Source organism: Plantactinospora sp. ZYX-F-223 (assembly GCF_039649625.1).
Lineage (GTDB): Bacteria > Actinomycetota > Actinomycetes > Mycobacteriales > Micromonosporaceae > Plantactinospora.
In genome coordinates this window covers 85,651-111,662 of the sequence record NZ_JBDJAV010000024.1, presented here as the reverse complement: position 1 = coordinate 111,662, position 26,012 = coordinate 85,651, and the positions used below count along the sequence as shown (strand labels likewise).

General features: G+C 71.1%; 26 protein-coding genes and 1 pseudogene. 11 read left to right on the top strand and 16 right to left on the bottom strand.

The genetic code is table 11. The features are described from left to right. Positions 1–39: 39 nt before the first annotated feature. A complete protein-coding gene (locus tag AAH979_RS24105; RefSeq protein ID WP_346260387.1) occupies positions 40–1,071 on the bottom strand; it encodes a 4-hydroxy-3-methylbut-2-enyl diphosphate reductase in 1,032 nt (343 codons plus the stop codon). Positions 1,072–1,173: 102 nt separating this feature from the next. Between AAH979_RS24105 and xseA the strand changes: the two genes are divergently transcribed. Further along, positions 1,174–2,394 carry an exodeoxyribonuclease VII large subunit gene (xseA, locus tag AAH979_RS24100; protein WP_346260386.1) on the top strand — a complete coding sequence of 407 codons (1,221 nt, stop codon included), beginning with the start codon at positions 1,174–1,176 and terminating at the stop codon, positions 2,392–2,394. 60 nt (positions 2,395–2,454) lie between these two features. Beyond that, positions 2,455–2,691 (top strand): exodeoxyribonuclease VII small subunit, encoded by a 237-nt coding sequence (locus AAH979_RS24095; RefSeq protein ID WP_346260385.1) that lies wholly within the window; start codon positions 2,455–2,457, stop codon positions 2,689–2,691. A 57-nt stretch (positions 2,692–2,748) separates the two neighbouring features. On the opposite strand, the gene AAH979_RS24090 is transcribed toward AAH979_RS24095, so the two are convergent. Both AAH979_RS24090 and AAH979_RS24085 read right to left on the bottom strand, forming a co-directional pair. Continuing rightward, on the bottom strand, positions 2,749–3,555 hold the full coding sequence (locus AAH979_RS24090; protein ID WP_346260384.1) for a hypothetical protein: 807 nt from the start codon (positions 3,553–3,555) through the stop codon (positions 2,749–2,751). Between the two features lie 81 nt (positions 3,556–3,636). Then, positions 3,637–4,269: a DUF4245 domain-containing protein gene (locus AAH979_RS24085; RefSeq protein WP_346260383.1), complete on the bottom strand. Its 633-nt coding sequence runs from the start codon at positions 4,267–4,269 to the stop codon at positions 3,637–3,639. 176 nt (positions 4,270–4,445) lie between these two features. Here AAH979_RS24085 and glpX point away from each other — a divergent pair, with 176 nt between their 5' ends. After that, positions 4,446–5,477, top strand: a complete 1,032-nt coding sequence (gene glpX, locus AAH979_RS24080) for a class II fructose-bisphosphatase (protein WP_346260382.1) — start codon at positions 4,446–4,448, stop codon at positions 5,475–5,477. Between the two features lie 32 nt (positions 5,478–5,509). Here the strand turns inward: glpX and AAH979_RS24075 are convergent, their stop codons facing one another. Further along, positions 5,510–6,439: an NAD-dependent epimerase/dehydratase family protein gene (locus AAH979_RS24075; protein WP_346260381.1), complete on the bottom strand. Its 930-nt coding sequence runs from the start codon at positions 6,437–6,439 to the stop codon at positions 5,510–5,512. 171 nt (positions 6,440–6,610) lie between these two features. Here AAH979_RS24075 and AAH979_RS24070 point away from each other — a divergent pair, with 171 nt between their 5' ends. Further along, complete coding sequence (locus AAH979_RS24070; RefSeq protein ID WP_346260380.1) at positions 6,611–7,351, top strand: TetR/AcrR family transcriptional regulator; 741 nt, start codon at positions 6,611–6,613, stop codon at positions 7,349–7,351. Here AAH979_RS24070 and AAH979_RS24065 read toward each other — a convergent pair. The 6 genes from AAH979_RS24065 to AAH979_RS24040 form a co-directional block, all read right to left on the bottom strand. Beyond that, the gene (locus tag AAH979_RS24065) at positions 7,330–8,298 is read right to left on the bottom strand and encodes an NAD(P)/FAD-dependent oxidoreductase (protein ID WP_346260379.1); all 969 of its coding nucleotides are present in this window, start codon (positions 8,296–8,298) and stop codon (positions 7,330–7,332) included. The genes AAH979_RS24070 and AAH979_RS24065 overlap by 22 nt on opposite strands. A 111-nt stretch (positions 8,299–8,409) precedes the next feature. Further along, positions 8,410–9,054 (bottom strand): rhomboid family intramembrane serine protease, encoded by a 645-nt coding sequence (locus AAH979_RS24060; protein ID WP_346260428.1) that lies wholly within the window; start codon positions 9,052–9,054, stop codon positions 8,410–8,412. Between the two features lie 132 nt (positions 9,055–9,186). Continuing rightward, positions 9,187–9,876 carry a lytic transglycosylase domain-containing protein gene (locus AAH979_RS24055; RefSeq protein WP_346260378.1) on the bottom strand — a complete coding sequence of 230 codons (690 nt, stop codon included), beginning with the start codon at positions 9,874–9,876 and terminating at the stop codon, positions 9,187–9,189. Positions 9,877–10,181: 305 nt separating this feature from the next. Further along, positions 10,182–11,600 carry a PhoH family protein gene (locus tag AAH979_RS24050; protein WP_346260377.1) on the bottom strand — a complete coding sequence of 473 codons (1,419 nt, stop codon included), beginning with the start codon at positions 11,598–11,600 and terminating at the stop codon, positions 10,182–10,184. A gap of 363 nt (positions 11,601–11,963) precedes the next feature. Then, positions 11,964–12,281, bottom strand: a complete 318-nt coding sequence (locus AAH979_RS24045; RefSeq protein WP_346260427.1) for a hypothetical protein — start codon at positions 12,279–12,281, stop codon at positions 11,964–11,966. Between the two features lie 256 nt (positions 12,282–12,537). Continuing rightward, on the bottom strand, positions 12,538–12,882 hold the full coding sequence (locus tag AAH979_RS24040; protein WP_346260376.1) for a hypothetical protein: 345 nt from the start codon (positions 12,880–12,882) through the stop codon (positions 12,538–12,540). 264 nt (positions 12,883–13,146) lie between these two features. Between AAH979_RS24040 and AAH979_RS24035 the strand changes: the two genes are divergently transcribed. From AAH979_RS24035 to otsB, 3 genes are all read left to right on the top strand, one after another. Beyond that, positions 13,147–13,587 (top strand): helix-turn-helix transcriptional regulator, encoded by a 441-nt coding sequence (locus AAH979_RS24035; RefSeq protein WP_346260375.1) that lies wholly within the window; start codon positions 13,147–13,149, stop codon positions 13,585–13,587. Positions 13,588–13,745: 158 nt separating this feature from the next. After that, positions 13,746–14,114: a hypothetical protein gene (locus AAH979_RS24030; RefSeq protein WP_346260374.1), complete on the top strand. Its 369-nt coding sequence runs from the start codon at positions 13,746–13,748 to the stop codon at positions 14,112–14,114. 206 nt (positions 14,115–14,320) lie between these two features. Beyond that, positions 14,321–15,145 carry a trehalose-phosphatase gene (otsB, locus tag AAH979_RS24025; protein WP_346260373.1) on the top strand — a complete coding sequence of 275 codons (825 nt, stop codon included), beginning with the start codon at positions 14,321–14,323 and terminating at the stop codon, positions 15,143–15,145. Positions 15,146–15,204: 59 nt separating this feature from the next. Here otsB and AAH979_RS24020 read toward each other — a convergent pair whose 3' ends face one another. From AAH979_RS24020 to AAH979_RS24005, 4 genes are all read right to left on the bottom strand, one after another. Further along, positions 15,205–15,975, bottom strand: coding sequence for an isoprenyl transferase (locus tag AAH979_RS24020; protein ID WP_318397611.1), 771 nt, complete (start codon positions 15,973–15,975; stop codon positions 15,205–15,207). 17 nt (positions 15,976–15,992) lie between these two features. Continuing rightward, entirely contained in the window at positions 15,993–17,141 is a 1,149-nt protein-coding gene (locus tag AAH979_RS24015; protein WP_346260372.1) for a geranylgeranyl reductase family protein, read from the bottom strand. An 11-nt stretch (positions 17,142–17,152) separates the two neighbouring features. Continuing rightward, positions 17,153–18,040 carry a hypothetical protein gene (locus AAH979_RS24010; RefSeq protein ID WP_346260371.1) on the bottom strand — a complete coding sequence of 296 codons (888 nt, stop codon included), beginning with the start codon at positions 18,038–18,040 and terminating at the stop codon, positions 17,153–17,155. A gap of 63 nt (positions 18,041–18,103) precedes the next feature. Further along, on the bottom strand, positions 18,104–19,975 hold the full coding sequence (locus tag AAH979_RS24005) for a phosphoenolpyruvate carboxykinase (GTP) (protein WP_346260370.1): 1,872 nt from the start codon (positions 19,973–19,975) through the stop codon (positions 18,104–18,106). A gap of 501 nt (positions 19,976–20,476) precedes the next feature. On the opposite strand from AAH979_RS24005, the gene AAH979_RS24000 reads away from it, so the two are divergent. From AAH979_RS24000 to AAH979_RS23990, 3 genes and pseudogenes are all read left to right on the top strand, one after another. After that, positions 20,477–20,926 (top strand): GtrA family protein, encoded by a 450-nt coding sequence (locus AAH979_RS24000; protein WP_346260369.1) that lies wholly within the window; start codon positions 20,477–20,479, stop codon positions 20,924–20,926. 61 nt (positions 20,927–20,987) lie between these two features. Next, positions 20,988–21,563: pseudogene (locus AAH979_RS23995) on the top strand (GtrA family protein); the annotation flags it as partial. A gap of 287 nt (positions 21,564–21,850) precedes the next feature. Next, entirely contained in the window at positions 21,851–22,351 is a 501-nt protein-coding gene (locus AAH979_RS23990) for a MaoC/PaaZ C-terminal domain-containing protein (protein WP_346260368.1), read from the top strand. Positions 22,352–22,458: 107 nt separating this feature from the next. Here the strand turns inward: AAH979_RS23990 and AAH979_RS23985 are convergent, their stop codons facing one another. Continuing rightward, positions 22,459–23,031, bottom strand: a complete 573-nt coding sequence (locus tag AAH979_RS23985; RefSeq protein ID WP_346260367.1) for a PH domain-containing protein — start codon at positions 23,029–23,031, stop codon at positions 22,459–22,461. 233 nt (positions 23,032–23,264) lie between these two features. Next, on the bottom strand, positions 23,265–24,218 hold the full coding sequence (locus AAH979_RS23980) for a biotin--[acetyl-CoA-carboxylase] ligase (protein ID WP_346260366.1): 954 nt from the start codon (positions 24,216–24,218) through the stop codon (positions 23,265–23,267). 142 nt (positions 24,219–24,360) lie between these two features. Here AAH979_RS23980 and AAH979_RS23975 point away from each other — a divergent pair, with 142 nt between their 5' ends. Next, entirely contained in the window at positions 24,361–25,953 is a 1,593-nt protein-coding gene (locus tag AAH979_RS23975; protein WP_346260365.1) for an acyl-CoA carboxylase subunit beta, read from the top strand. Positions 25,954–26,012: the final 59 nt, after the last annotated feature.

Sequence of the window (26,012 nt, the reverse complement as noted above, 5' to 3'; positions counted from 1 at the left end):
ACGCCGGGCCGCCCGTTCCGCGCCACGCCGCCCGGCCGGTCAGCCGTTGGCGGCACTCGCCGCGAGCGGGCTCGCCTGCTCGGCCGCCGCCTTGGCCGCCGCGGCCTTCATGTCGCGCCTGAGGTCCTGTGGCAGCGAGAAGGTCAGCCGCTCGTCGGCCGTGGTCACCTCGGTCACGTCGGTGAAGCCGCGCGCGGCGAGATGGTCGAGCACCTCCATCACCAGGTCGTCGGGGACGCTCGCTCCGGAGGTCAGGCCGACCGTGCTGGCCCCGGCCAGCCAATCGTCGGAGATCTCCGAGGCGTAGTCGACCAGGTAGCCGGCCCGGGCGCCCGCGTCCACCGCCACCTCGACCAGCCGCACCGAGTTGGACGAGTTGCGCGAGCCGACCACGATCACCACGTCACAGTCGGCGGCGATCTCCTTGACCACGTGCTGGCGGTTCTGGGTGGCATAGCAGATGTCGTCGCTGGGCGGCGACTGGAGCAGCGGCAGCCGGCGCTTGAGCCGGGCGACGGTCTCCATCGTCTCGTCCACCGACAGGGTCGTCTGGGAGAGCCAGACCACCTTCGACGGGTCCCGTACGGTCACCTTGTCGGCGTCGTCCGGACCGTCCACGAGCTGGATGTGCGCGGGTGCCTCACCTGAGGTGCCGATCACCTCTTCGTGCCCCTCGTGACCGATGAGCAGAATGTCGTAATCGTCCGCCGCGAACCGCCGGGCCTCGTGGTGCACCTTGGTGACCAGCGGGCAGGTGGCGTCGATCGCCTTCAGCGAGCGGGCCTTCGCCTGCTCGTAGACCTCCGGCGCCACGCCGTGCGCCGAGAAGATCACCGTCGAGCCCTCCGGCACCTCCTCGTTCTCCTCCACGAAGATGGCGCCCTGCCGCTCCAGGGTGGAGACGACGTGTTTGTTGTGCACGATCTGCTTGCGCACGTAGATCGGCGCCCCGTAGAGCTTGAGGGCCTCCTGCACGGTCTGCACGGCACGGTCGACGCCGGCACAGTAGCCGCGGGGCTTGGCCAACAGGACACGCTTGCCGGTCTGGGGTGTCGCCTGAGCCTCGGTCACCCGCCCAGTCTACGTTCCGCCCGTGGTCCCGCCCGCTGGCCGCCGTCCCGCCGGGCGGCCGGCATGGCGCGGTGCGGACGGTGGCCGCCGTAGGCTGACCGGATGACCGAGGCCGGCATCCCGCGCAGTACCCCCGACGAGCCCTGGCCGGTCCGGGTGGTCAGCCAGAAGCTGAGCGCCTGGATCGGCAAGCTCGGCTGGGTCTGGGTGGACGGCCAGGTGGCGCAGCTCAGCCGGCGCCCCGGCGCAGCGACGGTCTTCCTCACCCTGCGCGACCCGTCGGCCGACCTCAGCCTCACCGTCACCACCAACCGGGACGTACTGGACGCCGGTGCGCCGGAGCTGGCCGAGGGCGCCCGGGTACTGCTGCACGCCAAGCCCGAGTTCTACGCCGCCCGGGGCACGCTCAGCCTGCGGGCCGACGAGATCCGGCAGGTCGGGCTCGGCGAGCTGCTGGCCCGGCTGGAGAAGCTGAAGAAGCTGCTCGCCGCCGAGGGGCTCTTCGACCGGGCCCGCAAGCGCCGGCCGCCCTTCCTGCCGAGCCGGATCGGCCTGATCACCGGCCGCGCCTCGGCAGCCGAACGGGACGTGCTGACGAACGCCCAGCGCCGCTGGCCGGCGGTGCAGTTCCGTACGGTCAACGTGGCGGTGCAGGGCCCGACCGCCGTACCGCAGATCGTCGACGCGCTCAAGGTGCTCGACGCCGACCCGAGCATCGACGTGATCGTGCTGGCCCGGGGCGGTGGCAGCGTCGAGGACCTGCTCCCCTTCTCCGACGAGGCGCTGTGCCGGGCGGTCTTCGGCTGCCGTACGCCGGTGGTCAGCGCGATCGGCCACGAGACCGACGCTCCGCTGGTCGACTACGTGGCCGACCTGCGCGCCTCGACGCCGACCGACGCCGCCAAGCGGATCGTGCCGGACCTCGGCGAGGAGACCCGGCTGATCCGGATGGCCCGGGACCGGCTCGACCGGGCGATGATCGGGCTTGTCGACCGGGAGGCGCACCGCCTCGACGCCTGGCGGTCCCGGCCCTCGCTCGCCCGGCCGGAGGTACTGCTCGACCAGCGGGCCGCCGACGTGACCGCGCTGCGGGACCGGGCCGTCCGCTGCGTGCAGCACCGGCTCGGCACCGCGACCGGGGAACTCCGGCACACCGTGGCGCGGCTCCGGGCCCTCTCCCCCGCCGCCACCCTGCACCGGGGGTACGCCATCGTGCAGCGCGCCGACGGGCACGTCGTACGGGCACCGGATGAGGTCGCCGCCGGTGACCCGCTGCGGGTACGCCTCGCCGAGGGCGAGCTGGGCGCGGTCGTCGAGCCGTAGCCGTCGCACGGGTGTGTGCGGACCGGCGTCCGGCGCCGGTGTGCTGAGATGGGACCCACCATGACTGACACGGAAGAACGCGCGAGCGGGCCGGGCGACGGACTCAGTTACGAGCAGGCTCGGGCCGAGCTGGCCACGGTGGTCGAACGGCTGGAGGCCGGCGGCACCTCGCTGGAGGAGTCGCTGGCGCTGTGGGAGCGGGGCGAGCGGCTGGCCGAGATCTGCCAGGGCTGGCTGGACGGTGCCCGGCAACGGATCGACGCCGTCCGGCAGGCCCGGGAGACCACCCAGAGCTGACCGGCGGCACCGGGAGCACCGGGCGGAGCGGCAGCGCCACCCACCCGGCACCGGTACTCACTTGTTGAACAGCTCGTACGTCTCGGGCGACGCCTCCACGACCTCGGCCGCCGGTGGCGCCTTGGCCGGGCTCGCCGCCCCGTAGTCGGAGTAGCTGACCGTCAGTTGCTGCGCCTTGCCACCGCCGACCGCCGGCAACTGGATGGTCAGCGAGGTGAGCCGGCCCTGCGCGTCGAGCTTGGCCTCGAACGGCAGCTTGGTCGCCTCGGCGCCGAGCAGCTTGACCGCGTCCTCGTCGACCATGCCGGCGTCGGTGGCCTTGGTCAGGTCGATGGTGCCGGTGTACGCGCCCTCGCCGGTCTTCTGCACGTCGACGACGGCCTTGGTCAGCGCCTCGCTGCCGGCCGGGTCGACGTCCTTGAAGTCGAAGCCCAGCCCCCGGGTACCCGTGATCTTGGACTGGTCCAGGTGCTGGTACTTGCCGGAGTTCAGCTTCTCCAGCCCCGGTACGCCCTCGGCGCCGGTGATCGTCAACTTCACCCAGCTCTCCGGCTCGATGTAGACGATCTCCATGTCCATCGAGAACCCGTCGCTGCCGGCCTTCATGGTCATCTGGGCGCTCTTGCTCGGCAGGTGCACGACGCCCTGACCGTCGAGGTCACTGCCCGTCATGCTGAACCTGAAGTTACCCTTGGTGATCTCCTTGGTCGACGCGAGCAGTGCCTCCTTGGCATCCGTCGGAATCGCCGGCGAGTCGGAGCCGGAGGCGCTCGGCTCGGTGCCCGCGCCCGCGCAGGCCGTCAGAGCCGGCGCGAACAGGGCCAACGTGGCGATCGTGGCGACGCCCCAACGTCGGAATGTCACTGTCGATCCCTCCCCAGAAGGTTGCCCGGCAGGCGTGTGCCCACCGTGATGGCAGACACGAAGCGTACCGATACCGGACAACTACCGCAGGGAAGCGACTATCTGCCGCAGCTCACCCTCGGACGCCCGACCGACCACCAGTACCGTCCGGCCGGGCTCCATCAGCACCAGGGCCGACTCGTCGGAGCGGGCCGTGTAACGCTGCCAACTGCGGCCACCCACCTCAAGCGTGCCCTGCGGCCGCCCGTCGCGGGTCAGCTCGGCCCGCAGCAGCCCGTCGGCCGGCAGGCTGCTCTGCACGAGCTGCACCCCGCCGCCGTCCGGGCTGAGGTAGCCGATCCGGAGGGTCGCACCGCCGGCTTCCCGGCGGAACTCGGCCAGCACGGTGCGCCAGCCGTCGGCCAGGCCGGTCGGCTCACCGACCGGGAAGGCGTTGGCGGCCCGGGCCTCCTGGAACGCGGGGGCCGGATCGACCACCACCGGCTGGTCCGCGTCGAGGACGACCCGGCCGAAGCCGATCACGAGGGCGATCGGCACCAGCAGGACCAGCAGCGAGATCACCATGTCCTTGGTCGACCGCTGTGACCTGATCGCGGTCGGTACGACCCGCTCGTCGTCCGGCCCGGCGCCCTCCGACCGGTCGGCGAGGGCCGCGTCGGGTTCGCCCGGGAGCTGGTCGTCCGGGCTACGGTCGGCAGGCTGGGTGGAGTTCACCCCTCTATCTTGACAGCCTCGCCGGCAGGGCCTTCGGCCCACCGGTTACCGGGATCCGGACACCGGCCCCCCGAACCGGCGTTAAGTTGACCAGCGTGTCAGGATTCCTGACAAGGCCGGCGGCGGCGCGCCGCGCTGTGCCGGGCCACCCCGCAGTGCCGCGAGGAGGAGCCGACATGACCAACACCCGTACCCGGGTGCCACAGAACCTGGACCGCAACCTGGCCCTCGACCTCGTCCGGGTGACCGAGGCGGCGGCGATGGCCGCTGGCCGGTGGGTCGGCCGGGGCGACAAGGAGGGTGGCGACGGCGCGGCTGTCGACGCCATGCGCAAGCTGATCAACTCGATCCCGATGCGCGGCGTCGTGGTGATCGGCGAGGGCGAGAAGGACAACGCCCCGATGCTGTTCAACGGTGAGCAGGTCGGTGACGGCACCGGGCCGGAGGTCGACGTCGCGGTCGACCCGATCGACGGCACCACGCTGATGAGCAAGGGCATGCCGAACGCCCTGGCCGTGCTCGCGGTGGCCGAACGCGGCGCGATGTTCGACCCGAGCGCCGTCTTCTACATGGAGAAGCTCGCGGTCGGCCCGGTCTATGCGGACGCCGTGGACATCAACGCCGGAGTCGCGGAGAACCTGCGCCGGATCGCCAAGGTCAAGGGCACCGAGGTCTCCGACGTCACGGTCTGCGTACTCGACCGGCCCCGGCACAAGGACCTGGTGCAGCAGATCCGCCGGGCCGGCGCCGGCATCCAGTTCATCTCCGACGGCGACATCGCCGGGGCCATCGCCGCCGCCCGGGGCGAGTCCGGCGTCGACGTACTGATGGGAATCGGCGGCACCCCGGAGGGCATCACCGCAGCCTGTGCGCTGAAGTGCATGGGCGGGGCGATGCAGGCCAAGCTCTGGCCCCGGAACGACGAGGAGCGGGAGAAGGCGCTCGCCGCCGGGCACGACCTTGACCGGGTACTCACCACCGACGACCTGGTGACCGGCGACAACGCCTTCTTCGTGGCCACCGGGATCACCTCCGGCGACCTGCTGCGCGGGGTCCGCTACCGGGCCGGTGGCGCGTACACCCAGTCGATCGTGATGCGTTCCAAGAGCGGCACCATCCGGGTGATCGACTCATACCACCGGCTGGAGAAGCTGGCGCTCTATTCGGCGATCGACTTCGACGGCCGGCCCCTGGCCGAGCAGGAGTAGCCCGGGCCGGGAGGCCGTCGGCCGGACCTGGATCAGCGGGACGCCGCCGGGGTGAGCCCGGCGGTCTCCCGCAGCGCGGTGTCCAGCCCGGTCGGCTCGATGCCGAACGTCGCGGTCGCCGCCGAGGAGTCCAGCACGAACGGCCGGCGGAACTGGTACGCCGTCTCCCGCAGCTCGCGGGCCGTCGGGTCGAAGAGCCCGCCGAGCCAGAGCACCGCAGGCGGCATCGAGGCCAGCCGCGGGGCCGGGGCACCGGCCAGCTCGGCGAGCCGGGCCGCCAGCGCCCGGATCGACACCGGCGGCTGACTGGGTACGTGCCAGGGCCGTCCCCAGGCCCGCTCGTCGGCGGCAGCGGCGACCAGGGTACGGGCCACGTCGCCGACGTACGTCCAACTGTGCGGGGCGTCCAGGTCGGCCGGCACGGACGCCCGCTTCCCGGCCAGCACCTTCGGCACCGCGAGGAGGGTGAACAGGGTCTGCGCGCCCGCGCCGAGGTAGTCGGAGCCGCGTACCTCGGTCACCCGGGCCCGTCCGGCCTGGTGCGCGGCCAGCGCGTCCTGCCACATCCGCACCCGGACCTGGCCCTTCACGCCGTTCGGGCGCAGCGGCGCGCTCTCGGTGATCGGCCCGTCCACCGGGCCGTAGCCGTACAGGTTGCCGGTGGTCGCCAGCACCGCCCCAGTGCGCTCCGCCACGGCCAGCAGTACGGCGGCGATCGGCGGCCAGTCCGTCGCCCAGCGGTGGTACGCCGGGTTGGCGCAGTTGTAGAGCGCCGCCGCGTCCTTCGCCACCTCCGCCAGCCGATCCAGGTCGGCCGCGTCGGCGGCGACCCGCTCGATCCCGGGGTGCTCGGGCCCGGTGCCCCGACGGCTGACCAGCCGCACCCGCTCACCCCGGTCGGCGAGCAGCCGGGCCACGCCCTGGCCGACCGGACCGGCACCGACGATCACCTGGAGTGCCATCGACCCCACCTTTCAGATCAACTCTCTGAACTGAGAGCACCGCTCTCTGTTTGCCTCCCCACTGTGTCCCGTGGCGAGGCCGGCGTCAAGAGCACTGCTCTGATTTATGATCAGTGCCACTAAGAGCGCCGGGTGCTCTCGAAGCACGTCCGGGTGTGGCAGGGTGGCGGCATGTCCGCACCATCGATCCGGGCCCGGGTCCGTGCCGAGATGATCGAGGAGATCAAGGCGGTCGCCCGGCGGCACCTCGCGACCGAAGGCGGCAACCTCTCCCTCCGGGCCGTCGCCCGGGACCTCGGCATGGTCTCGTCGGCCATCTACCGGTACTTCCCGAGCCGGGACGCGCTGCTCACCGTGCTGATCATCGAGGCGTACCAGTCGCTCGGTGACGCGGCCGAGGCGGGTGACGCGGCAGCCGCCCGGGACGACCTGCGGGGGCGCTGGCTGGGCGTGAGCCACGCCGTACGGGCCTGGTCACTGGCGCATCCCGCCGAGTACGCGCTGCTGTACGGCAGCCCGGTACCCGGCTACGCCGCCCCGTCCGAGACCGTCGTCCCGGCCCAGCGGGTGGCCTTCGCGCTGGTCGAGATCATGGTCGACGGGGCCGCCGCCGGCCGGCTCGCCCCACCCGACGGCACTCCCGTGCCGCCCCCGGTCCGCGTGGAGCTGGCCCGGCTGCTGGAGCAGCGCCCCGGCGCGCTCACCGAGGAGCAGCTCGCCCGCTGCATGGCCGCTTGGAGCCAACTCTTCGGCCTGGTCAGCTTCGAGGTGTTCGGCCGGTTCGCCCAGGGGGTGGTCGAGGACTGCGAGGCGTACTTCGACTACCAGATGCGGCTGATGGCCGACCTCGCCGGCCTACCCGACGAGCCGGGTCAGCCCGACCAGCCGGGTCAGCCCGCGTCGGAGGAGTGACCGGGGAAGAGGTGCGCGGCCGGGTTGATCACCACGGCCGCGTTGTTCACCGCCGTCGCGGCCTCGCCGAAACCGGTGGCGATCAGCCGGACCTTGCCCGGATATTCGGTGATGTCACCGGCGGAGAAGACCCGGGGCAGATTGGTCACCATGGTGCTGTCGACCAGGATGTGCCGCTTGTCGAGCGCCAGTCCCCACTCGGTGAGCGGGCCGAGATCGGCGGTGAAGCCCAGCGCGGCGACCACGGTGTCGACCGGGATCGTCTCGGTCCCACCGCCCTTGACCGCGATGTCCGCCCCGGTCACCGCGCCCTCGCCGTGCAGCGTCGTCACCTCGGCGTTGACCACGATGCGTACCGGCAGTTCGCGTACCCGGTCGACGGTGGCGGCGTGGGCCCGGAACTTCTCCCGGCGGTGCACCAGGGTGACCGACCGGGCCAGGGGTTGCAGCGCCAGCGCCCAGTCGAACGCCGAGTCGCCGCCGCCGACGATCAGCACGTCCTGCCCGGCGAGGTCGGCCAGGTGCGGTACGAAGAAGACGATGCCGCTGCCGACGAAGTTCTCGGCGGCGGGCAGCGGGCGGGGGGTGAAGCTGCCCAGCCCGGCGGTGACGATGATCGCGCCGCAGTGCAGGATGTCGCCGTTGGCCAGGCTGAGCACCGGCTTGCCGTCCAGGTACGACAACTTCTCCGCGCGTACTCCGAGCAGGTATTCGGGGTTGAACGACGCGGCCTGGGTGACCAGGTTGGCGACCAGGTCGCGGCCCTTGATCGACGGGAACCCGGCGACGTCGTAGATGACCTTCTCCGGGTACATGGCGGTGACCTGTCCGCCCGGTTCGGGCAGCACGTCGATGACCGCGACCGACAACCCCCGGAACCCGGCGTAGTAGGCGGCGAAGAGCCCGGTGGGGCCGGCCCCGATTATCGCGACATCGACCTCACGCATGTGCTCACCGTCGCTCTCCGACCACGGACTGATCAACAGCTGTGCTGATCCGACCGTAGGCGGACAACAGGCATCGAAGCAATAGCCGTCCCACCGGCGGGTGTACGGGGGTCAGGGCAGGGTCATCGTGGACTCCGACCGGTACGGGTCGTCGTCGCGGGGCCGGCGTCGTCGGAAGACCACCGCGGCCACCAGACCGCCGAGCAGCCCGAAGAGGTGCCCCTGCCAGGAGATCGGTTCGTCGGTGGGTAGCACCCCGAGCAGTTGCCAGCCGTAGAGCAGCCCGACCAGCAGCACGACCCCGAAGTTCCACCAGCTCCGTTCCACGATCCCGCGCATGAAGAGCAGGCCGAGGTAGCCGAAGACCACCCCGCTGGCCCCGACCACGATCGACTGAGGCGATCCGGTGATCCACACGCCGAGCCCGCTGACGAACATGATCAGGAGTGTGGAGTAGAGGAACCGCCGCGCCCCGGTGGCGAGTACGAAGGTGCCGAGCAGGATCAGCGGGATGCTGTTGCTGTAGAGGTGGTCGAAGCCGTGGTGCAGGAACGGCCCGAAAAAGATGCCGTCGAGCCCGGCGACGCTCCGGGGCATGATCCCGGCGGTGGTGTCGAATCCGGCGTTCAGCCAGACGTCGAGCGCTTCGATCACGAAGAGCACCGGCACCACGGCGCACATCGCGACGAAGGCCCGACCGAGCGCCGCGTAGAAGGCTTCGGTGCCGAACCGGTTGGGGTCGTTGCCGCGGGACATCGGGTCGAACGTCACCCTCACGTTGCTATCAGCTTCCCGGGCCAACCGCCACCGGAGCCCGCCGACAGGGCCGCACCCGACGGAAAGAGCGGGGGCTCGGACCGTCCGGTCCGGGCCCCCGCTCTCCTGTGCTCAGTAGTAGCCCTCGTTCTGGAAGAACTCCCAGGCGCCGCACGGCGTGTCGTACCGGCCCTTGACGTAACCCAGCCCCCACTTGATCTGGGTCGCCGGGCTGGTCCGCCAGTCGCTGCCGACCGAGCCCATCTTGCTGCCCGGCAGAGCCTGCGGGATGCCGTACGCCCCGGACGACCTGTTCTCGGCCTTGTGGTTCCAGCCGCTCTCCTTGGTCCAGAGCTTGTCCAGGCAGGGCATCTCAGCGATCTTGAAGCCCGCGTCGAGCAGCAGGGCACAGCCGATCTTGCGGTTGCCGCTGTATTCGTTGCACGAGGCGGGGATCGGCCCGGTGTACGGCTTGGTGGCCCCCTCCGCCTCCTCCTTCTCCTGCTTCTCGCGTTCGCGCTTACGGCTCGCGGCCTGCTCGGCCTTCTTGGCCCGCTCCGCCGCCGCCTTGGCGACCTCGGCCGCCTTGCGGGCGGCTTCCGCCTCGGCGGCCCGCTGTGCGGCGGTGGCGCGGATGTGCGCCGCGTGCCGCTCGCGGAGCAGGTCCCACTCCGCCTGCTGCGCGTCGAACGCCGACTCGGCCTCGATGCTGTGTTGCTGCGCTTCCCGGTCCTCGCCGAGGTAGTAACCACCGCCGACGCCCCCTAGGAGCAGGGCGACGGCGACTCCCCGGACACCGAACCGGCTCCACAGCCGACTCACAAAGTGGTCCTCTCGTCGGGGGCAAGGACGCGGCGCGCCGGAAGCGGAACGCCCGCTGGTCACGCCGCGAGCGCCCCGACCCGGTGGGCCGCGACCCCGACCGACTGCTGCCCGTCGGTGCCTCCGCCCGTGAGGAGAACTGATCTCCAGCTATGCCCCTGGGACGTGGGCGCTCGAAGGACACGATTGCGCAAGGTGAGGCGGTTGGGAAACGAGAGGCACAATTTGTGAATTGGGTCACACCATTTATCGGCACAAAGTAGGACAAAGGGGACCGCTACTCCGCCTGCCGGAGCGGTCACCCGCTACAACGGGATGTCCTCCAGCAGATCCGTGACCACCTCCGCGATCGGGGACCGCTCGGACCGGGTCAGGGTGACATGGGCGAAGATCGGGTGTCCCTTCAGCGCCTCGATCACCGCCGTCACACCGTCGTGCCGGCCGACCCGCAGGTTGTCCCGCTGGGCGACGTCGTGGGTGAGCACCACCCGGGAGCCCTGCCCCACCCGGGACAGCACGGTGAGCAGCACCCCGCGTTCCAGCGACTGGGCCTCGTCGACGATGACGAAGGCGTCGTGCAGGCTCCGCCCCCGGATGTGGGTCAGCGGCAGGACCTCCAGCATCCCCCGGGCCAGTACCTCCTCCATCACGTTCTCGTGCACCACCGCGCCGAGGGTGTCGAAGACCGCCTGCGCCCAGGGCGACATCTTCTCCGCCTCCGAGCCGGGCAGGTAGCCGAGTTCCTGGCCACCGACGGCGTACAGCGGGCGGAAGACGATGACCTTCTTGTGCCGGCGCCGCTCCATCACCGCCTCCAGACCGGCGCAGAGCGCCAGCGCGGACTTCCCGGTGCCGGCCCGGCCGCCGAGCGAGACGATGCCGATCGACTCGTCCAGCAGCAGGTCGAGCGCGACCCGCTGCTCGGCCGAACGGCCACGCAGGCCGAACGCCTCCCGGTCACCGCGGACCAGGCGTACGGTCTTGTCCGGCAGCACCCGGCCCAGCGCGGAGCCGCGCGGCGAGTGCAGCACCAGGCCGGTGTGCGTGGGCAGTCCGGCGGCGTCGTCCAGATCCAGCGCCGCGCCGTCGTAGAGCTGGTTGACCTGCTCCTCGCCCAACTCAAGCTCGGCCATGCCGGTCCAGGTCGGATCGCTGGCCTGGCCATGCCGGTACTCGTCGGCGGTCAGCCCCACCGACGCCGCCTTGACCCGCAGCGGCATGTCCTTGCTGACCAGCGTGACCGTCCGGCCCTCGGCCGCCAGGTTGAGCGCGACCGACAGGATCCGGGTGTCGTTGGACTCGGTACGGAACCCCGGCGGCAGTACGCCGTCGTCGGCGTGGTTCAGCTCCACCCGCAGCGTCCCGCCCGCGTCGTTCGCCGGTACCGGCTGGTCCAGCCGGCCGTGCTTGACCCGCAGCTCGTCGAGCATCCGCAGCGACTGGCGGGCGAACCAGCCCAGTTCCGGATGGTGGCGCTTCCCCTCCAGCTCCGAGATCACCACCAGTGGCACCACCACCTCGTGCTCGGCGAACCGGTGGAAGGCGCCGGGGTCGGAGAGCAGCACCGAGGTGTCCAGGACGTACGCCCGGCATTCTGGTGCGGGCTCCGCACTGGCGGCCGGCTCGGACGTCCGGGTGCGGCGTCCGCTCCTGGCTCGCCCCGGGGTCTTGGTGGCGGCCGGGTTCTGGTCGTCGGCCCGAGGGGTGGTACGGCGATTCGTCACAGGCCTGCTCCGGCGGGCGTGCACCCGTCCACCCGCGTTCCGCCTCGTCCGGTGCCCGGAGACACGGGGTCGGATGCAGGCCCCGTGGCACGTGCAGTCGCAGAGTCCGGGCCGGCCGGCTGGCCCGGGACGACCCCGTGCCATGCGTAGACGCTAACCGGGAGATGCCAGCTTGGGCTAGGGCGCACAACTGTGCGACTTCGCACGACGCCGGGCGGCGGACCGGCCGGGATGCATGCCCCCTGCGCGCATCCCGGCCGGTGGGATCACCGTCACCGGTCTGACGTGATCCCGACGGTGCGGGTCCTCACGGACCGGCGCACCGTGCTCGCGGGTGACCACTCACCCCAACCGCGCCGCCGGTCAGGCATTCCTGACGGCGAGGGCGTCGGTGGAGTGCCGTCCGCCGTTGGTCGCGGTCCCCGCGAAAGAGGCGCCCGTATACGTCGTTCCCTGACCTACGACGGTGTGGGCGATGTGCGATGTGCTGGGTGATGGCACCGCCAACACCGAGGCGATGGCCGCCTGCGCCTCTCTACGCCGACGGTTCCAGGCCCCCCGGTCCCCGTCGAAATATCCCTGGCGGTAGCCGAACCGGTAACCGAGCCGGTAGCTGAGCTGGCCGTGCAGCCGTCCGGCCGCATAACTGGCCGAGACGAGCAGCAGCAGGCCGAAGACCATGAAGAACGGACTCACCGCGTCTCCTCGCGCCGCTCGCCGATGCCGCGTCGCCCACCGACGCCACGAGTTCGAGACCTGAGCCGGCCGGTCCGTCCAGAACGCCCGCTCATGCCGGCACTCCCCTGCGCTCCGCGCCGCCATGAGACACATTCGCACTGAGCCGGCCGGTTCGCTGGTAACTCTCGCTCACGCAATCTCCTCGCTCCGCTCGTCGCTGTCCTGGGTTCCACACCCGGTCGACCGGTCGTCGGCCGGGTCACTTCTCCTCCGGGTCGAAGGAGGTGGGATCGGTGATGAGCAGCCGGTCGAGATCTTCCGTGCTCACCTCCTCGACCAGTTCGACACTGATCCGGCAGCCGTCCAGCACGACCTCGGCGACCGAGGCCCGCCGGATCTCGCCGCCGGCGTCGTAGACCCGGACGCTCAACTCCGGGCAGCCGAGGTGGGTCCGCCAGGAGTTCCACTCCGCGCGGTCGCCGACGTTGAGCGAGAGGTAGCGGCAGCCGCGCGCCAGGTAGAGCCGCCATGGCGCACTGAGACCGGCGGCGACGCCGTCGGCGATCAGACCGAATGCCTGGGCCCGGGTTGCTAGTTCGGTCACCGGACTCCTCCAGTCGCGAGGGTGTCACCCCTGCGAGCACGAAACGTCTCATGCACGAGACACACGGTAGGGCGTAACGTACGCGTGACAGTATCAGCTTTTCGTCTGATTACCCCCACACCTACGTACACCTATTGTTGCCACGTGATACCCCTCAGCACAAGCAAGAGCACCGCGCGCCGGAAAAGTGAGCCGTTGTCACGCACGCAGTACAGGCTGACCGCAGTCCCCCCGGAACCGGGCACCTGGCCGTACCGTCACCGGGTGCCGGACCGCGCCCACGGACGGAAGATCGCGTTCGCTGCCTTCGTACGCAAGGCACTCGACGACGCCCGCACGACCCGCGCCTGGACCGGCACGGAGGTCTCCCGGCGTACCGGTGTGTCCCGCCAGACCATCAACCGTTGGGTACGCGGCGAGTGGGCCAGCGATCCCGAGGCCGCCCGGGTGGTCGCGTTCTGCGAGGGCCTGGGGCTGGATCCGAGTGTCGCGTTCGGAGTCCTCGGCTGGGACCGGGCCACCCCGTCCCGGCCGGCGCCGAGCGCCCCGCCGATGGATCCGGACGTCGAGGCGCTGCTGCGCCGGCTGGTCGACCCTAACGTCTCGGACGCGGAGAAGTTCCACATTCGAGAGACCATCCGTTATCTGGCATATCGCCCTCCTTTGCCGCTGGACGTCCGAAAAGGCCGAAAGCAAGCCGGGTAGTTACTCAGATGGCGCAACTTCGCGCATGAGTCCCAACCAATCAGCTCCAGGAATCAATCAGTCGCGCTAACGTCCCTGCGTACTGCTTGGGCTCGTCGTCGGCGGGGGGACGGGACAAGGCCGAATTCAGCCCTGCGGGACAGAAGGAGGGGTCAGCCATGACCCTGAAGTGGATGGCTGTCGTTGTCGCGGCGGTGTCCCTGACCTTGTGCGTGACCGCGAACGTCGTGGTCGGGACGGTGCGCGGCGGCGACCCGGTGCCGTTCCTCGTGAACGTGCTCGCCATTACCGCCACCGGTACCGCCATCGTCCTGGCCGTCGTCGCCGATCTCCACGAGCGGCTCAATGCCCGGATCACCGCACTCACCGAGTTCCTGATCGCCCGACTGAACGAGCTCGACCGCAACACCGGAGACCACAACACCGGTTTCGTCGAGGGCTACCTGCTGAGCCGCAACCAGGACTCGGTGGTGCCTATCGGGCCCCGACTGCACGGCCGCCGGGCGATGCTCGGCGGCGACGACTGAGCTTCCCACCTCCGAGCCGACCACGGCGAGAAGGGGAGATCGCCGTCAGCAGCTCCGCCGGCCGGTTGCCGTGCCAGCCGCCCGGCAGACACCCACCCGTACCACCGGCGGGTCGCCACCGCGACGATCGAGGTTGCCGCCTCGACGAGTGAGACGTTTTCGCTTCGACGTCTGCGGCGGCAACCCGCCGGGGTACGCTGACGCCCGTGCGGCCGATCAACGCGGGGGGCGAGCCCCCGACCCGTCCACTGACTGCCGAGCAGGCATGGCGGGCGACCGCCGAGCGGGCCGGGCGCTGTGTCCTGTTCTTCGACTTCGACGGCACACTCGCCCCGGTCCGGGACGATCCGACGACCGTCGAGCCGGCCCCCAAGGCGCTGGCCGCGATCACCGCGCTCACCGAGGTGGTGCAGCGGGTGGCCATCGTTTCGGCCCGACCGGTGGAGTTCCTCCGCGACCGGTTCGCCGGCGCGCCCGGCGTGGACCTCTACGGCCTCTACGGGCTGGAGCACCTGCACGCCTCGGGCGAGACCATCACCGAGGAGGCCGCGCTGCCGTTCGTACCCACCATGGCCGAACTCGCCGACCGCGCCCGGGCCGAGCTGCCCGCGGGCACGCTGGTGGAGTACAAGCGGCTCTCCGTCGCCCTGCACTACCGCACCGCCCCACACCTGGCCGAGCAGGTCGAACGGTGGGGTCGGGACCAGGCCGACCGGCTGGGCCTGCGGGTGCAGGTCGGCCGGATGGTGCTGGAGCTCAAGCCGCCCGTCGACCGGGACAAGGGGATGGTGATCGACGAGGCGGTCCGGGACGCCGGCTGCGCCTGGTATTTCGGTGACGACGTCTCGGACCTCAAGGCGTTCGCCGCCCTGCGCGCTCGCGAGGCGGTCGGCCCGGACTTCTTCGGCGTATGTGTCGCGGTGGCCAACCCGGAGACCGGCGACGAGGTCTCGACCGCCGCCGACCTGAACATCGAGTCCCCGGAGGCGCTCGGCGACTTCCTCACCGAGGCCCTGCACCGGCTGACCTGACCGGCGCCGCGCCAGGCGGCCGGCGGCCGGCACGCCACCCCGGTCACCCGGCGGGCTGGCTATGCGCCGTACCGGCGTTGCCGGTTGGCGTACGAGCGCAGGGCGCGCAGGAAGTCGACGCGCCGGAAATCCGGCCAGTTCAGCTCGCAGAAGTAGAACTCGGAGTGCGCCGACTGCCAGAGCAGGAACCCGGAGAGCCGCTGCTCGCCACTGGTCCGGATGACCAGGTCGGGATCGGGCTGCCCCCGGGTGTAGAGGTGCTCCGCGATGTGGTCCACGTCGAGCACCTCGGCGAGTTCCTCGATGGTGCCGCCGGACGCCGCGTGCTCGTAGAGCAGGGACCGGACCGCGTCGGCGATCTCCCGCCGGCCGCCGTAGCCGACCGCGATGTTGACCTGCGCCCCGCCGACCCGGTCCTGGGTACGCTCCTGCGCCGACTTGAGCGTGATGGCGGTCTGCGCCGGCAGCAGGTCGAGCGCGCCGACCATCCGCAGCCGCCAGGGATTGCCCTCCTCGGCCAGCTCGACCACCAGGTCCTCGATGATCTGCACCAGCGGATCCAGCTCGCTGGCCGGCCGGCGCAGGTTGTCGGTGGCCAGCAGATAGAGCGTGACGTGCCCGATCCCGGCCTGGTCGCACCAGCCCAGCACATCTTTGATCTTGGCGGCGCCGACCCGGTGCCCGTCGTTGGGGTCGACATACCCCATCTCCCTGGCCCAGCGCCGATTGCCGTCGCACATCACCCCGACGTGCTTCGGCACGGGTTTGCCGGCGAGCTTCGCCGTCAGCCGTCGCTCATACACCGAGTAGATCAGGTCGCGCAGACTCATCCCTTGCAGCGTACCGATCAGAGTCGACTACGGAAGTGCCGGCCGGCCGAGCCGGCCACCGCGCCGGCGACCCTGGTCAATGTCCGGGCATCCAGCCGGCCGTCACCCAGGCCCAGTTCGACCAGGGCCCGGAAGACCCGGGCGTCCCGGTCGGCGGCCCGGACCACCCCGTCCACCACCGGTGCCCGGCGGGCCAGCCAGGCCACCGCCGAGCTGTCCCGCAGGTGAGCGCCGAGCCGGGCCCGCAGCGCGGCGGCATACCGGTCGGCGGCGGCGTACGGCGCCGTGGCGGCGGCCGCCCCGGCCAGCGCCCCGGAGAGGACAGCGTAGAAGATCCCCTCGCCGGTGAACGGGTTGACCAGCGACAGCGCGTCCCCGGCCAGCACGATCCGGCCCCGGCCCGGCGCCGGACGGCGGGTGGAGAGCGGCAGGTGGTGCGCCCGCAGCCCGGTGACGGCCGCCGGGTCGATCTCGGGAAGCAGCGCCGCCAACCGGTCCAGCAGTTCCGTCCGGCGCAGCGGGCGGCCGGCCAGCACCTCGCCGTACCCGACGTTCGCCCGCCCGTCGCCGATCGGGAACGACCAGGCGTAGCCGGGCCAGTGCGCCGCCGAGGTGACGATCCGCTGCTCGGCCGGGCCGGCGGCGTCCGGGGCGTACCCCCGGATGGCCAGCGCCAGGTGGCCGTCGGGATTGGCGCCGTGCCCGAGCGCCCGCCGGACCACCGAACCGGCGCCGTCGGCACCGACCACGGCGCGGGCGGCCACCGTACCGTCGAGCAGTACCAGGCCGTCGGAGCACTCGATCCGCCGCACCGCGTGCCGGCGCAGCTCCGCGCCGGCCGCGAGCGCCGCCGCCACCAGCCGGGCGTCGAAGACCCGGCGGGGCACCGTGTACGCCGGCCGCGGCAGCCGCCGCGCCACGTTCCCGCCGCCGGGGGCCACCAGCCGCAGCGCCGGCACCGGCCGGTAACCGGACACCGGGTCGGAAACGCCCAGTTCGGCGAGTACGTCGAGCGCGTGCGCGGCGATCCCGTCCCCGCAGGCCTTGTCCCGGGGAAAGTCGGCCCGGTCCAGCAGCAGCACCCGCGCTCCCGCCCGGCGGGCCGCCAGCGCGGCGCTGGCCCCGGCCGGACCGGCACCCACCACCGCGACGTCGACGGTCTCCACCGCGGATCAGCTCAGCCCGACCGGGCGGCGGCGGGGACCCGGGCCGAGGGTTCCGCCCGGGCGGCTCGGGCGGCCCGGCGCAGCGCGTAGAGGGTCAGCCCGGCGGCCACCAGCAGCGGCGCACCGTCCCGGACCAGGCCGTCGACCCCGAGCAGCAGCCAGCAGAACGCCAGGTCGACCGCGACCACCAGCACGCTGATCAGCACCAGCAGCCCACCGGCCCAGGTCTTGCCCCGGAGCAGGAAGAAGGTACTGAACAGCACCGCGTAGCTGACCCCGATGCCGATGCCGAACCACAGCACCACGGTAGGCACCGCGAGCAGGCGGCCGTCGAGAATCGTGCCGATTGCCACCAGGCAGGGCACCAGGGTCAACGGCCCGTACGTGAAGGCGGCGACCCGGGCGGTGAGCAGCCAGCCGGCGACCGGCGGCCGACGCGGGGCGACCTCCCGCCAGGAGATGCCCCGCCGGTCGACGACCAGCCGGCTCGGGTGCCGGACCAGGTAGTCCCGCAGCGGCGGCGACCGGTACAGCAGCCAGACGACGGCGGCGCAGAGTGCGGCCAGCACGGCGAAGCCGAGTACTCCGGGCAGCGCCGGTACGCCGGCCCGGGGCACGATCAGCCGGCCGACCGCGAAGACCGTGGTCACCGCGAGGATCAGTCCGAGCGGGCGGGCACCGGCCCGGCCCCGCCGGACGTGCCGGATCAGGATCAGGAACCCGAGGGTGCGCAGCAGCGCCCAGCCGCTGCGTACCGCCAGCCCGAAACCGCGGTCGGCGGCGTACCACCAGTTGAGCACGTCGACCGCGACGGTGGCCGCCGCGGTCGCGGCGAGCAGCCAGGTCAGCGCGCGGACGGCGGACGGCCGCCGGACCTCGGTCGCGGCGGCCGTCGTCATGCCGTCGATGATGCCCGGTACGGGCTACCCGCACACCCGCCCGGGCGTGTCCCTGCCGGGCCGCTACCGGCCCGAGCGGGGCTGGTCCACCCCGACCCGGGCCGCCTCGTCGTCGAGCCGGGCCCGCAGCGCGTCCAGCTCGGCCCAGAGCACGCCCGGCAGCTTGTCACCGAACTTCTCGAACCACTCGGTGACCATTGGCAGTTCGTCGCGCCACTCCTCGACGTCGACCCGGGTGGCGATGCGGAGATCCTCCGGGCTCATGTCGAGCCCGTCGACGTCGAGCGCGCCGGGTGCCGGTACGAAGCCGATCGGCGTCTCGACCGCCTCGGCCCGGCCCTCCAGGCGCTCGACGATCCACTTGAGCACCCGGGAGTTCTCGCCGAAGCCGGGCCAGATGAAGTCGCCGTCGGCGTTCTTCCGGAACCAGTTGACGTAGTAGATCTTCGGCAGCTTCGACTCGTCGCCGTCGGTGCCCTTGCCCATCTCGATCCAGTGCCGGAAGTAGTCCCCGCCGTGGTATCCGATGAACGGCAGCATGGCCATCGGGTCCCGGCGGACCACGCCGACCTCGCCGGAGGCGGCGGCGGTGGTCTCCGAGGAGAGGGTCGCTCCCATGTAGACGCCGTGCACCCAGTCCCGGGCCTCGGTGATCAGCGGGATGGTGTCCTTGCGCCGCCCACCGAACAGGATCGCGTCGATCGGTACGCCGTTCGGGTCGTTGAACTCGTCGGCCACGATCGGGCACTGGAGCAGCGGGGTGCAGAACCGGCTGTTGGCGTGCGAGGAGAGCTCCCCGCTCTCCGGCGTCCAGTCCCGACCCTTCCAGTCGATGAGGTGGGCCGGCGGCTCGCTCATCCCCTCCCACCAGATGTCGCCGTCGTCGGTCAGTCCGACGTTGGTGAAGATGGAGTTCCCCAGGTCGATGGTGCGCATCGCGTTGGCGTTGGTCTTCCAGCCGGTGCCGGGCGCGACGCCGAAGAGTCCGTACTCGGGGTTGACCGCGTAGAGCCGGCCGTCGGGGCCGAACTTCATCCAGGCGATGTCGTCGCCGATGGTCTCGACCTTCCAGCCCGGAATGGTCGGTTCCAACATGGCGAGGTTGGTCTTGCCACAGGCGGACGGGAAGGCGCCGGCGATGTAGTGCACCGACCCCTCCGGCGAGGTCAGCTTCATGATGAGCATGTGCTCGGCGAGCCAGCCCTCGTCCCGGGCCATCACGCTGGCGATCCGCAGCGAGTAGCACTTCTTGCCGAGCAGCGAGTTGCCGCCGTAGCCGGAGCCGAAGGACCAGATCTCCCGGGTTTCCGGGAAGTGCGAGATGTACTTGGTGTCGTTGCACGGCCACGCGACGTCCGGCTGTCCCGGCTCCAGCGGCGCGCCGATCGAGTGCAACGCGTGCACGAAGTCGGCGTTCTCCCCCATCCCGGCCAGCACCTTCGTGCCCATCCGGGTCATGATGCGCATGGACGCGACGACGTACGGGCTGTCGGTGATCTCGACACCGAACATCGGCTGTTCCGCCTCGAGCGGGCCCATGCAGAACGGAATGACGTACATGGTGCGACCGCGCATCGAACCCCGGTAGAGGTCGGTCATGATGCGCTTCATCTCGGCCGGGGCCATCCAGTTGTTGGTGGGCCCGGCGTCGGCCTCGTCGACCGAGCAGATGAAGGTACGGTCCTCGGCCCGGGCCACATCGGAGGGATCGGTACGCCCCCAGAACGAGTTCGGCTTGCGGGCCGGATCGAGGCGCACGAGCGTGCCGGCGTCGACCAGTTCGTCGGTGAGGCGCTGCCATTCCTCGTCCGAGCCGTCTGCCCAGACGACCTGGTCCGGGCTGGTGAGTTCGGCTACCTCTTTGACCCAGGCGAGTAGTTTCGGATGGCTTGTCGGAGCTTGATCGAGACCCCGGATAGTAGCCGGAGCGGCCATGACAGTTCTCCTTTGGTCGACGCTGACCGATTGCAGCGCGCGCGGTGCCGACGCCAGCGGCGACCGCGTCGCCTTGTGAAAGCCTGGGATTTCCGTCAGCGTAAACCGAGCCGGCGTTCGGGGCAGCGAGACTGGTTGTGAAGAACTGCACAAGATGCGGACGGGCTGCCGTAAGGCGATTCTTTCCTCGCTCCCACGCGCAGTTTCACGCAAATCCTTCAGGGCAACAGCATTGCGTCACGGCGTCCTCACAGCAGTCATTGACGCCAGCTGACCCGGATGTCACACCCGACACTCCTTCCGCGAAACGGTCCGGTCGCCGCCGGGCGTCTGCCGCGGTCCGGTCCCGCGAGTCGCCCGTTGCGGGGCGTGGGGACGACCGGCAACCGGTACGCTCAAGCCGTGTCTTCGACCGCCACCGGCGAACAGCCCTCACCGCCGGGCGCCCGCCGCGGTTTGATTCGGACCCTTCTGGACCGGTTCGGTCATCTCATTCATGAGTTGGGCAAGTTCGGCACGGTTGGTGCGGTGGCCTTCGCGGTCGACTTCGTGCTGTTCAACTACGCCAACGCGAGTCTCGGCTGGGAGACCCTCACGGCGAAGACGTTCTCCACGGTCATCGCCGCCACCGTCGCCTTCGTCGGCAACCGGTTCTGGACCTGGCGACACCGGGAGCGCTCCGGCATGGCCCGGGAATACTCGCTCTACTTCTTCTTCAACGCCGTCGGCCTGGGCATCGGCCTCGCCTGCCTGGCCATCAGCCACTACGGGCTGGGCAGCATCTGGCCGGGCGTGTTCAAGTCGCTGATCGCGGACAACATCGCGGCCAACTTCATCGGCGCCGCGCTGGGCACCTTCTTCCGGTTCTGGTCGTACCGCCGGTTCGTCTTCGTCGGCCCGGCGGCCTCCGACGCACCAGAAGTGATCACACAGAGTCACAAGAGGCAGTGACCGGCGACCCACCGGGCCCGGTCGGCGCACTCGGCGCCCACATCTGCCCTAAGGTGGTCGGATGCGTTTCGCCCGTCTGTTGCCCGAGCGCTGGCAGAAGTTCCTGCGTGAGGTGCTGAAATTCGGTGCCGTGGGAGGTGTGAACGCCGCCATCAACTACGCGGTGTTCAACGCGCTGGCGCTCACCGTGTTCGCCGACGGGCAACTCAAGGCGAACGTGGTCGCCACGGTCGTCGCCACCATCTCGTCCTATCTGATGAATCGGCACTGGACCTACCGGGACCGGCCGAAATCGGCGATGCGCCGCGAATACGCCCTGTTCTTCCTGTTCAACGGCGCCGGCCTGGTCATCGAACTCGGCGTACTGGCGCTGGCCAAGTACGGGTTCGGCATCAGCGGCCTGCTGGCGCTCAACGTCGCCAAGACGGTCGGCGTCGGGCTGGCCACGGTCTTCCGGTTCTGGTCCTACCGCACCTTCGTCTTCCGGAAGTCCCCGAGCACGCCGTTCGTCCCGACCGAGCCCGGTGCGGTGGGCAAGAGCACCGGATCCGGCCCGGCGAGCGAGCCGGACGGCGAATTCCTGGCCGAGCTCGACCCGGTCGCCGAATTCGCCGAGGCGGTCAGCGAGCTGACCGAGCCCGAGACCGCCGGCGCCCGGGCCGCTGTCCGGGGCGATCAGGCTGCGGGCAGCGACGAGGCTGCGGGCGGCGACGAGGCTGCGGGCTCGGACACCGCGTACCGGGTGGGCACGACCGCACCCGCACCCGCCACGAACGGGACACGAGCCGACACCGGGTCGCCGGTCGGCTCCGCCCAGCCGCTCGAGGTCCAGTTCGCCGAGACCATCGACGCCGCGTTGGAGACCGAACTCGCCGCCGAGCTGAACGCCGCGCCCCGGCGTTCGTCAGCCCGCTGAGCGACGCGGTGAGCCGATCCGGTACCGGCGCGCCCGCCGAACTGTTCTTCGAGGACCTGACGCCCGGCCGCTCCTTCGACCTCGGGGTCACCGTCGTCGACGGGCGGGAGATGGTCGACTTCGCCCGGCGCTTCGACCCGCAGTGGTACCACATCGACGAGGAACTGGCCCGCCGCAGCCATCACGGTGGGCTGATCGCCAGCGGCTTCTTCACGGTCAGCCTCTTCATGCGGGCGTACGTCGACCACGTGCTGGCCCGGGCCGCCGGAGACGCCTCACCCGGGCTGGAGGAGCTGCGCTGGTTGGCCCCGGTACGCGCCGGTGACCGGCTGGCGACCCGGCTGACCGTACTCGGCAGCAAGCCGTCGGTCGCGCGGCCCGGCTTCGGCACCGTCACCCTGACCGCCAGCATGGATCGGCTGGACGGCCAGGGCCAGCCGGAACGCGAGGTGCTGCGTACCCGCTTCCGCGGCTGGTTCCTGATGCGGGAGCCGGTGCTGCCGGCCTGATCTGCCCCGAAGGGCCCCTGACCGGCCGCGAGCGGCGGGTTTCAGGGGCCCTTCGGCGTATTGCTTCGACTCTTCGCGCAGCCTGCTTTCGGCTGCCGGCACAGCCGTTACTTCGACTCTTCGCGCAGCGGCTTGCCCTCGGTCATGTCTGCCATGATTTCGCGCATCTCGCCGTCACCGAGCGAGTGCTTGTCATGGTTTGCCTCCACGATCTCGTAGAGCATGGTCTGCACCTTCTCCACGCCCGGGATGTCCTCCAACACCGACTGGCCCCGTTCGCCGGCCGACTCGATGGTCAGCGTGCCGCAGCCGAGCAGCCGTTCGAGAAACTTCTGGTTCATCGAGTGGTCGTTGATCCGGCCCAGCGGGATGTCCCGGCGGTCCCGGGAGAAGACACCCTTCTGCAGCAGCACCCGCTCGTTGGTGAACAGGTAGTGCGTGGTCCGCCAGACCAGGTACGGCCAGATGCTCAGCCAGACGACCAGCACCAGCGCGACCGCCGCGATCACGTAGCCTCCAACGGTGCCCGCACCGCCCGACGGCAGCAGAACGAGGCCGGCGACCACCGCGGCGACGGCCAGGACCAGCACCACGACCGGTCGGATCAACGCCTTCCAGTGTGGGTGCAGGTGCGCTACGACATGCTCGTCCTGGGTGAGCACGTCCTCAGGGAAAGCCACCCCATCCTCCTCGTCCATAACCGAATGTCCGCGGTGACCGTAACGGTTCCACGCGACGACCGTGGTATCCGGTATCGACTCTTTACCGACAGTCGGGCGGATCACCGTCGGCTCCAGACCGACACGGTGGCGGATCTCCACGCCGTTGCCCGGGCCGATCACACCGTCACGGCCGCGGCCGTGGAGTCGGAGCCGAACACACCCGGTGGCGGCCGGGGCGGCAGAGGTGCTGGTCAGCGCAGGTGCAGGACGTCACCGGCGGCGATCCGGCGTTCGCCGTCGGCGGTGGTGAGCACCAGTTGCCCGTCCGGGTCGACCGTGCTGGCGGTACCGACCAGCTCGTCGCCGGCCGGCAGCAGCACCCGTACCTCGCGGCCGAGGGTCGCGCAGTTGCGCACGTACGCCTCGTGCAGGCCGCAGGCGAGGGCATCGCCACCGGCGGTACGCCAGCGGTCGTACCAGCGGTCGATGCCGCGCAGCAGAGCCCGCAGCAACGGGTCGCGGTCGGTGGCCGCCGCACCAGCCAGCCGCAGCGAGGTGGCGGGCAGCCCGGTCGGGTTGACCGGCAGCTCGGTCGCGCGCAGCGTCACGTTCACGCCCAGGCCGAGCACCACCGCCTGATCCGCTCCACCGGCTCCGGAGACCCCCTCGGCGAGGATCCCGGCAGCTTTCGCCTCGCCACCCGCCCGCCCGGCAGCATCGCCATCCGGCTGCCCGCTGGGAGGGCTCTCGGAGGGGTGGCCGTTGCGGGGGTCGGGCCAGACCAGCAGGTCATTGGGCCACTTCAGCGCGGAGTCCAGCTCGGCCAGCAGGTCCACCGCCTCCACCAGCGCGACCCCGGCGAGCAGCGGCAGCCAGCCGTACCGGGGTGGCGGCACCACCGGCCAGTCCCGGTCGGGCACGGCCACCCCCGGGCGGAGCAGCACGCTGACCGCGAGCCCGGCCCGGGCCGGCGATTCCCAGGTACGTCCGCGTCGCCCCCGCCCCGCGGTCTGCCGCTCGGCGACCACCACCAGCCCCTCCGGCTCGCCGGCCCGGGCGGCCTCGGCCGCGTCGGCGTTCGTCGACCCCGTCTCGCCGTGCAGCACCAGCCGGGTCCAGAGGCTCTCCGGCGTGATCAGGGCCCGCCGGAGCCGCCGCGCGTCGAGCGGCGGACGGTCCAGGTCGGTGTACGGCGATCCCGGCATCAGCCCAGCGTACGGGTCCGACGCCCGGGGGCGGGTCCGACCGTCGCGGCCGAGGTCTTGCCCCGATCGCCGTCGGGTGGTCCGGCACACGCCCCGGCACCGGGCGGTGGCCTGGGCACGGACCGTCGTTACGATCGCGGACGTGACTGGGCAGCCGAGCACCGCCGACATCGACCCCCACAGCACCGCCGGTCGCCTGGCGGACCTGGACCGACGGGTGGACGAGGCGGTGCACGCCGGGTCGGCCCGGGCGGTGGAGAAACAGCACGCCCGGGGCAAGAAGACCGCCCGGGAGCGGATCGAACTGCTGCTCGACCCGGGTTCCTTCGTCGAGCTGGACGAGCTGGCCCGGCACCGGTCGACCAACTTCGGGCTGGAACGCACCCGCCCGTACGGTGACGGCGTGGTGACCGGGTACGGCACCGTCGACGGCCGGCAGGTCTGCGTCTTCGCCCAGGACTTCACGGTCTTCGGCGGCTCCCTCGGGGAGGTGTTCGGAGAGAAGATCGTCAAGGTGATGGACCTGGCGATGAAGATCGGCTGCCCGGTGGTCGGCATCAACGACTCCGGCGGCGCCCGGATCCAGGAGGGGGTCGTCAGCCTCGGCCTCTACGGCGAGATCTTCTTCCGCAACGTCCGCGCCTCGGGGGTGATCCCGCAGATCTCGCTGGTGATGGGGCCGTGCGCGGGCGGCGCCGTCTACTCCCCGGCGGTCACCGACTTCACCGTGATGGTCGACCAGACCTCGCACATGTTCATCACCGGACCAGACGTGATCAAGACGGTGACCGGCGAGGACGTCGAAATGGAGGAGCTGGGCGGGGCGCGTACCCACAACACCAAGAGTGGCAACGCGCACTACCTGGCCGCCGACGAGGACGACGCGATCGACTACGTCAAGGCGCTGCTGTCGTACCTGCCGAGCAACAACCTCGACGAGTCGCCGGCCTTCGACGCCCCGGCGGACCTGGAGGTCACCGACGCCGACCGGGAGCTGGACACCCTGATCCCGGACTCGGCGAACCAGCCGTACGACATCCACCAGGTGATCGAGCACGTCCTCGACGACGGGGAGTTCCTGGAGGTCCAGCCCCTCTACGCGCAGAACATCGTGGTCGGCTTCGGTCGGGTCGAGGGGCGGCCGGTCGGGGTGGTGGCGAACCAGCCGATGCACTTCGCCGGTTGCCTGGACATCGCCGCCTCGGAGAAGGCGGCCCGATTCGTCCGCACCTGCGACGCGTTCAACATCCCGGTGCTGACCTTTGTGGACGTACCCGGGTTCCTGCCCGGTACCGGCCAGGAGTGGGACGGCATCATCCGGCGGGGCGCCAAGCTGATCTACGCGTACGCCGAGGCGACCGTCCCGAAGGTCACCGTGATCACCCGGAAGGCGTACGGCGGGGCGTACGACGTGATGGGCTCCAAGCACCTCGGCGCGGACCTCAACTTCGCCTGGCCGACCGCGCAGATCGCGGTGATGGGCGCGCAGGGCGCGGTGAACATCCTCTACCGGGGCGAACTGGCCGCCGCCGACGATCCGGCCGCCGTCCGGGCCGAGAAGATCCGGGAGTACGAGGACACCCTCGCCAACCCCTACGTGGCGGCCGAACGCGGCTACGTCGACTCGGTGATCCGGCCGGCAGAGACCCGCAGCCAGATCGTCCGGGCGCTCCGGATCCTCCGCACCAAGCGGGAGATGCTGCCGGCCAAGAAGCACGGCAACATCCCGCTCTGATCCGGGGCTCCTCCCGCTCCCGCTTCCCGAGCCCTCGTCAGGTTCAGCAGGGCGGAGTG

Bases quoted from the DNA above. Each gene is read 5' to 3' on its own strand.
- AAH979_RS24020 (WP_318397611.1), bottom strand. From the start codon at position 15,975: ATGAGTCTGCGCGACCTGATCTACTCGGTGTATGAGCGACGGCTGACG.
- AAH979_RS24005 (WP_346260370.1), bottom strand. From the start codon at position 19,975: ATGGCCGCTCCGGCTACTATCCGGGGTCTCGATCAAGCTCCGACAAGC.
- AAH979_RS24010 (WP_346260371.1), bottom strand. From the start codon at position 18,040: ATGACGACGGCCGCCGCGACCGAGGTCCGGCGGCCGTCCGCCGTCCGC.
- AAH979_RS24065 (WP_346260379.1), bottom strand. From the start codon at position 8,298: ATGCGTGAGGTCGATGTCGCGATAATCGGGGCCGGCCCCACCGGGCTC.
- AAH979_RS24070 (WP_346260380.1), top strand. From the start codon at position 6,611: ATGTCCGCACCATCGATCCGGGCCCGGGTCCGTGCCGAGATGATCGAG.
- AAH979_RS24045 (WP_346260427.1), bottom strand. From the start codon at position 12,281: ATGGTCTTCGGCCTGCTGCTGCTCGTCTCGGCCAGTTATGCGGCCGGA.
- AAH979_RS24095 (WP_346260385.1), top strand. From the start codon at position 2,455: ATGACTGACACGGAAGAACGCGCGAGCGGGCCGGGCGACGGACTCAGT.
- AAH979_RS24060 (WP_346260428.1), bottom strand. From the start codon at position 9,054: ATGTCCCGCGGCAACGACCCCAACCGGTTCGGCACCGAAGCCTTCTAC.
- AAH979_RS23980 (WP_346260366.1), bottom strand. From the start codon at position 24,218: ATGCCGGGATCGCCGTACACCGACCTGGACCGTCCGCCGCTCGACGCG.
- AAH979_RS24075 (WP_346260381.1), bottom strand. From the start codon at position 6,439: ATGGCACTCCAGGTGATCGTCGGTGCCGGTCCGGTCGGCCAGGGCGTG.
- glpX (WP_346260382.1), top strand. From the start codon at position 4,446: ATGACCAACACCCGTACCCGGGTGCCACAGAACCTGGACCGCAACCTG.
- AAH979_RS24030 (WP_346260374.1), top strand. From the start codon at position 13,746: ATGACCCTGAAGTGGATGGCTGTCGTTGTCGCGGCGGTGTCCCTGACC.
- xseA (WP_346260386.1), top strand. From the start codon at position 1,174: ATGACCGAGGCCGGCATCCCGCGCAGTACCCCCGACGAGCCCTGGCCG.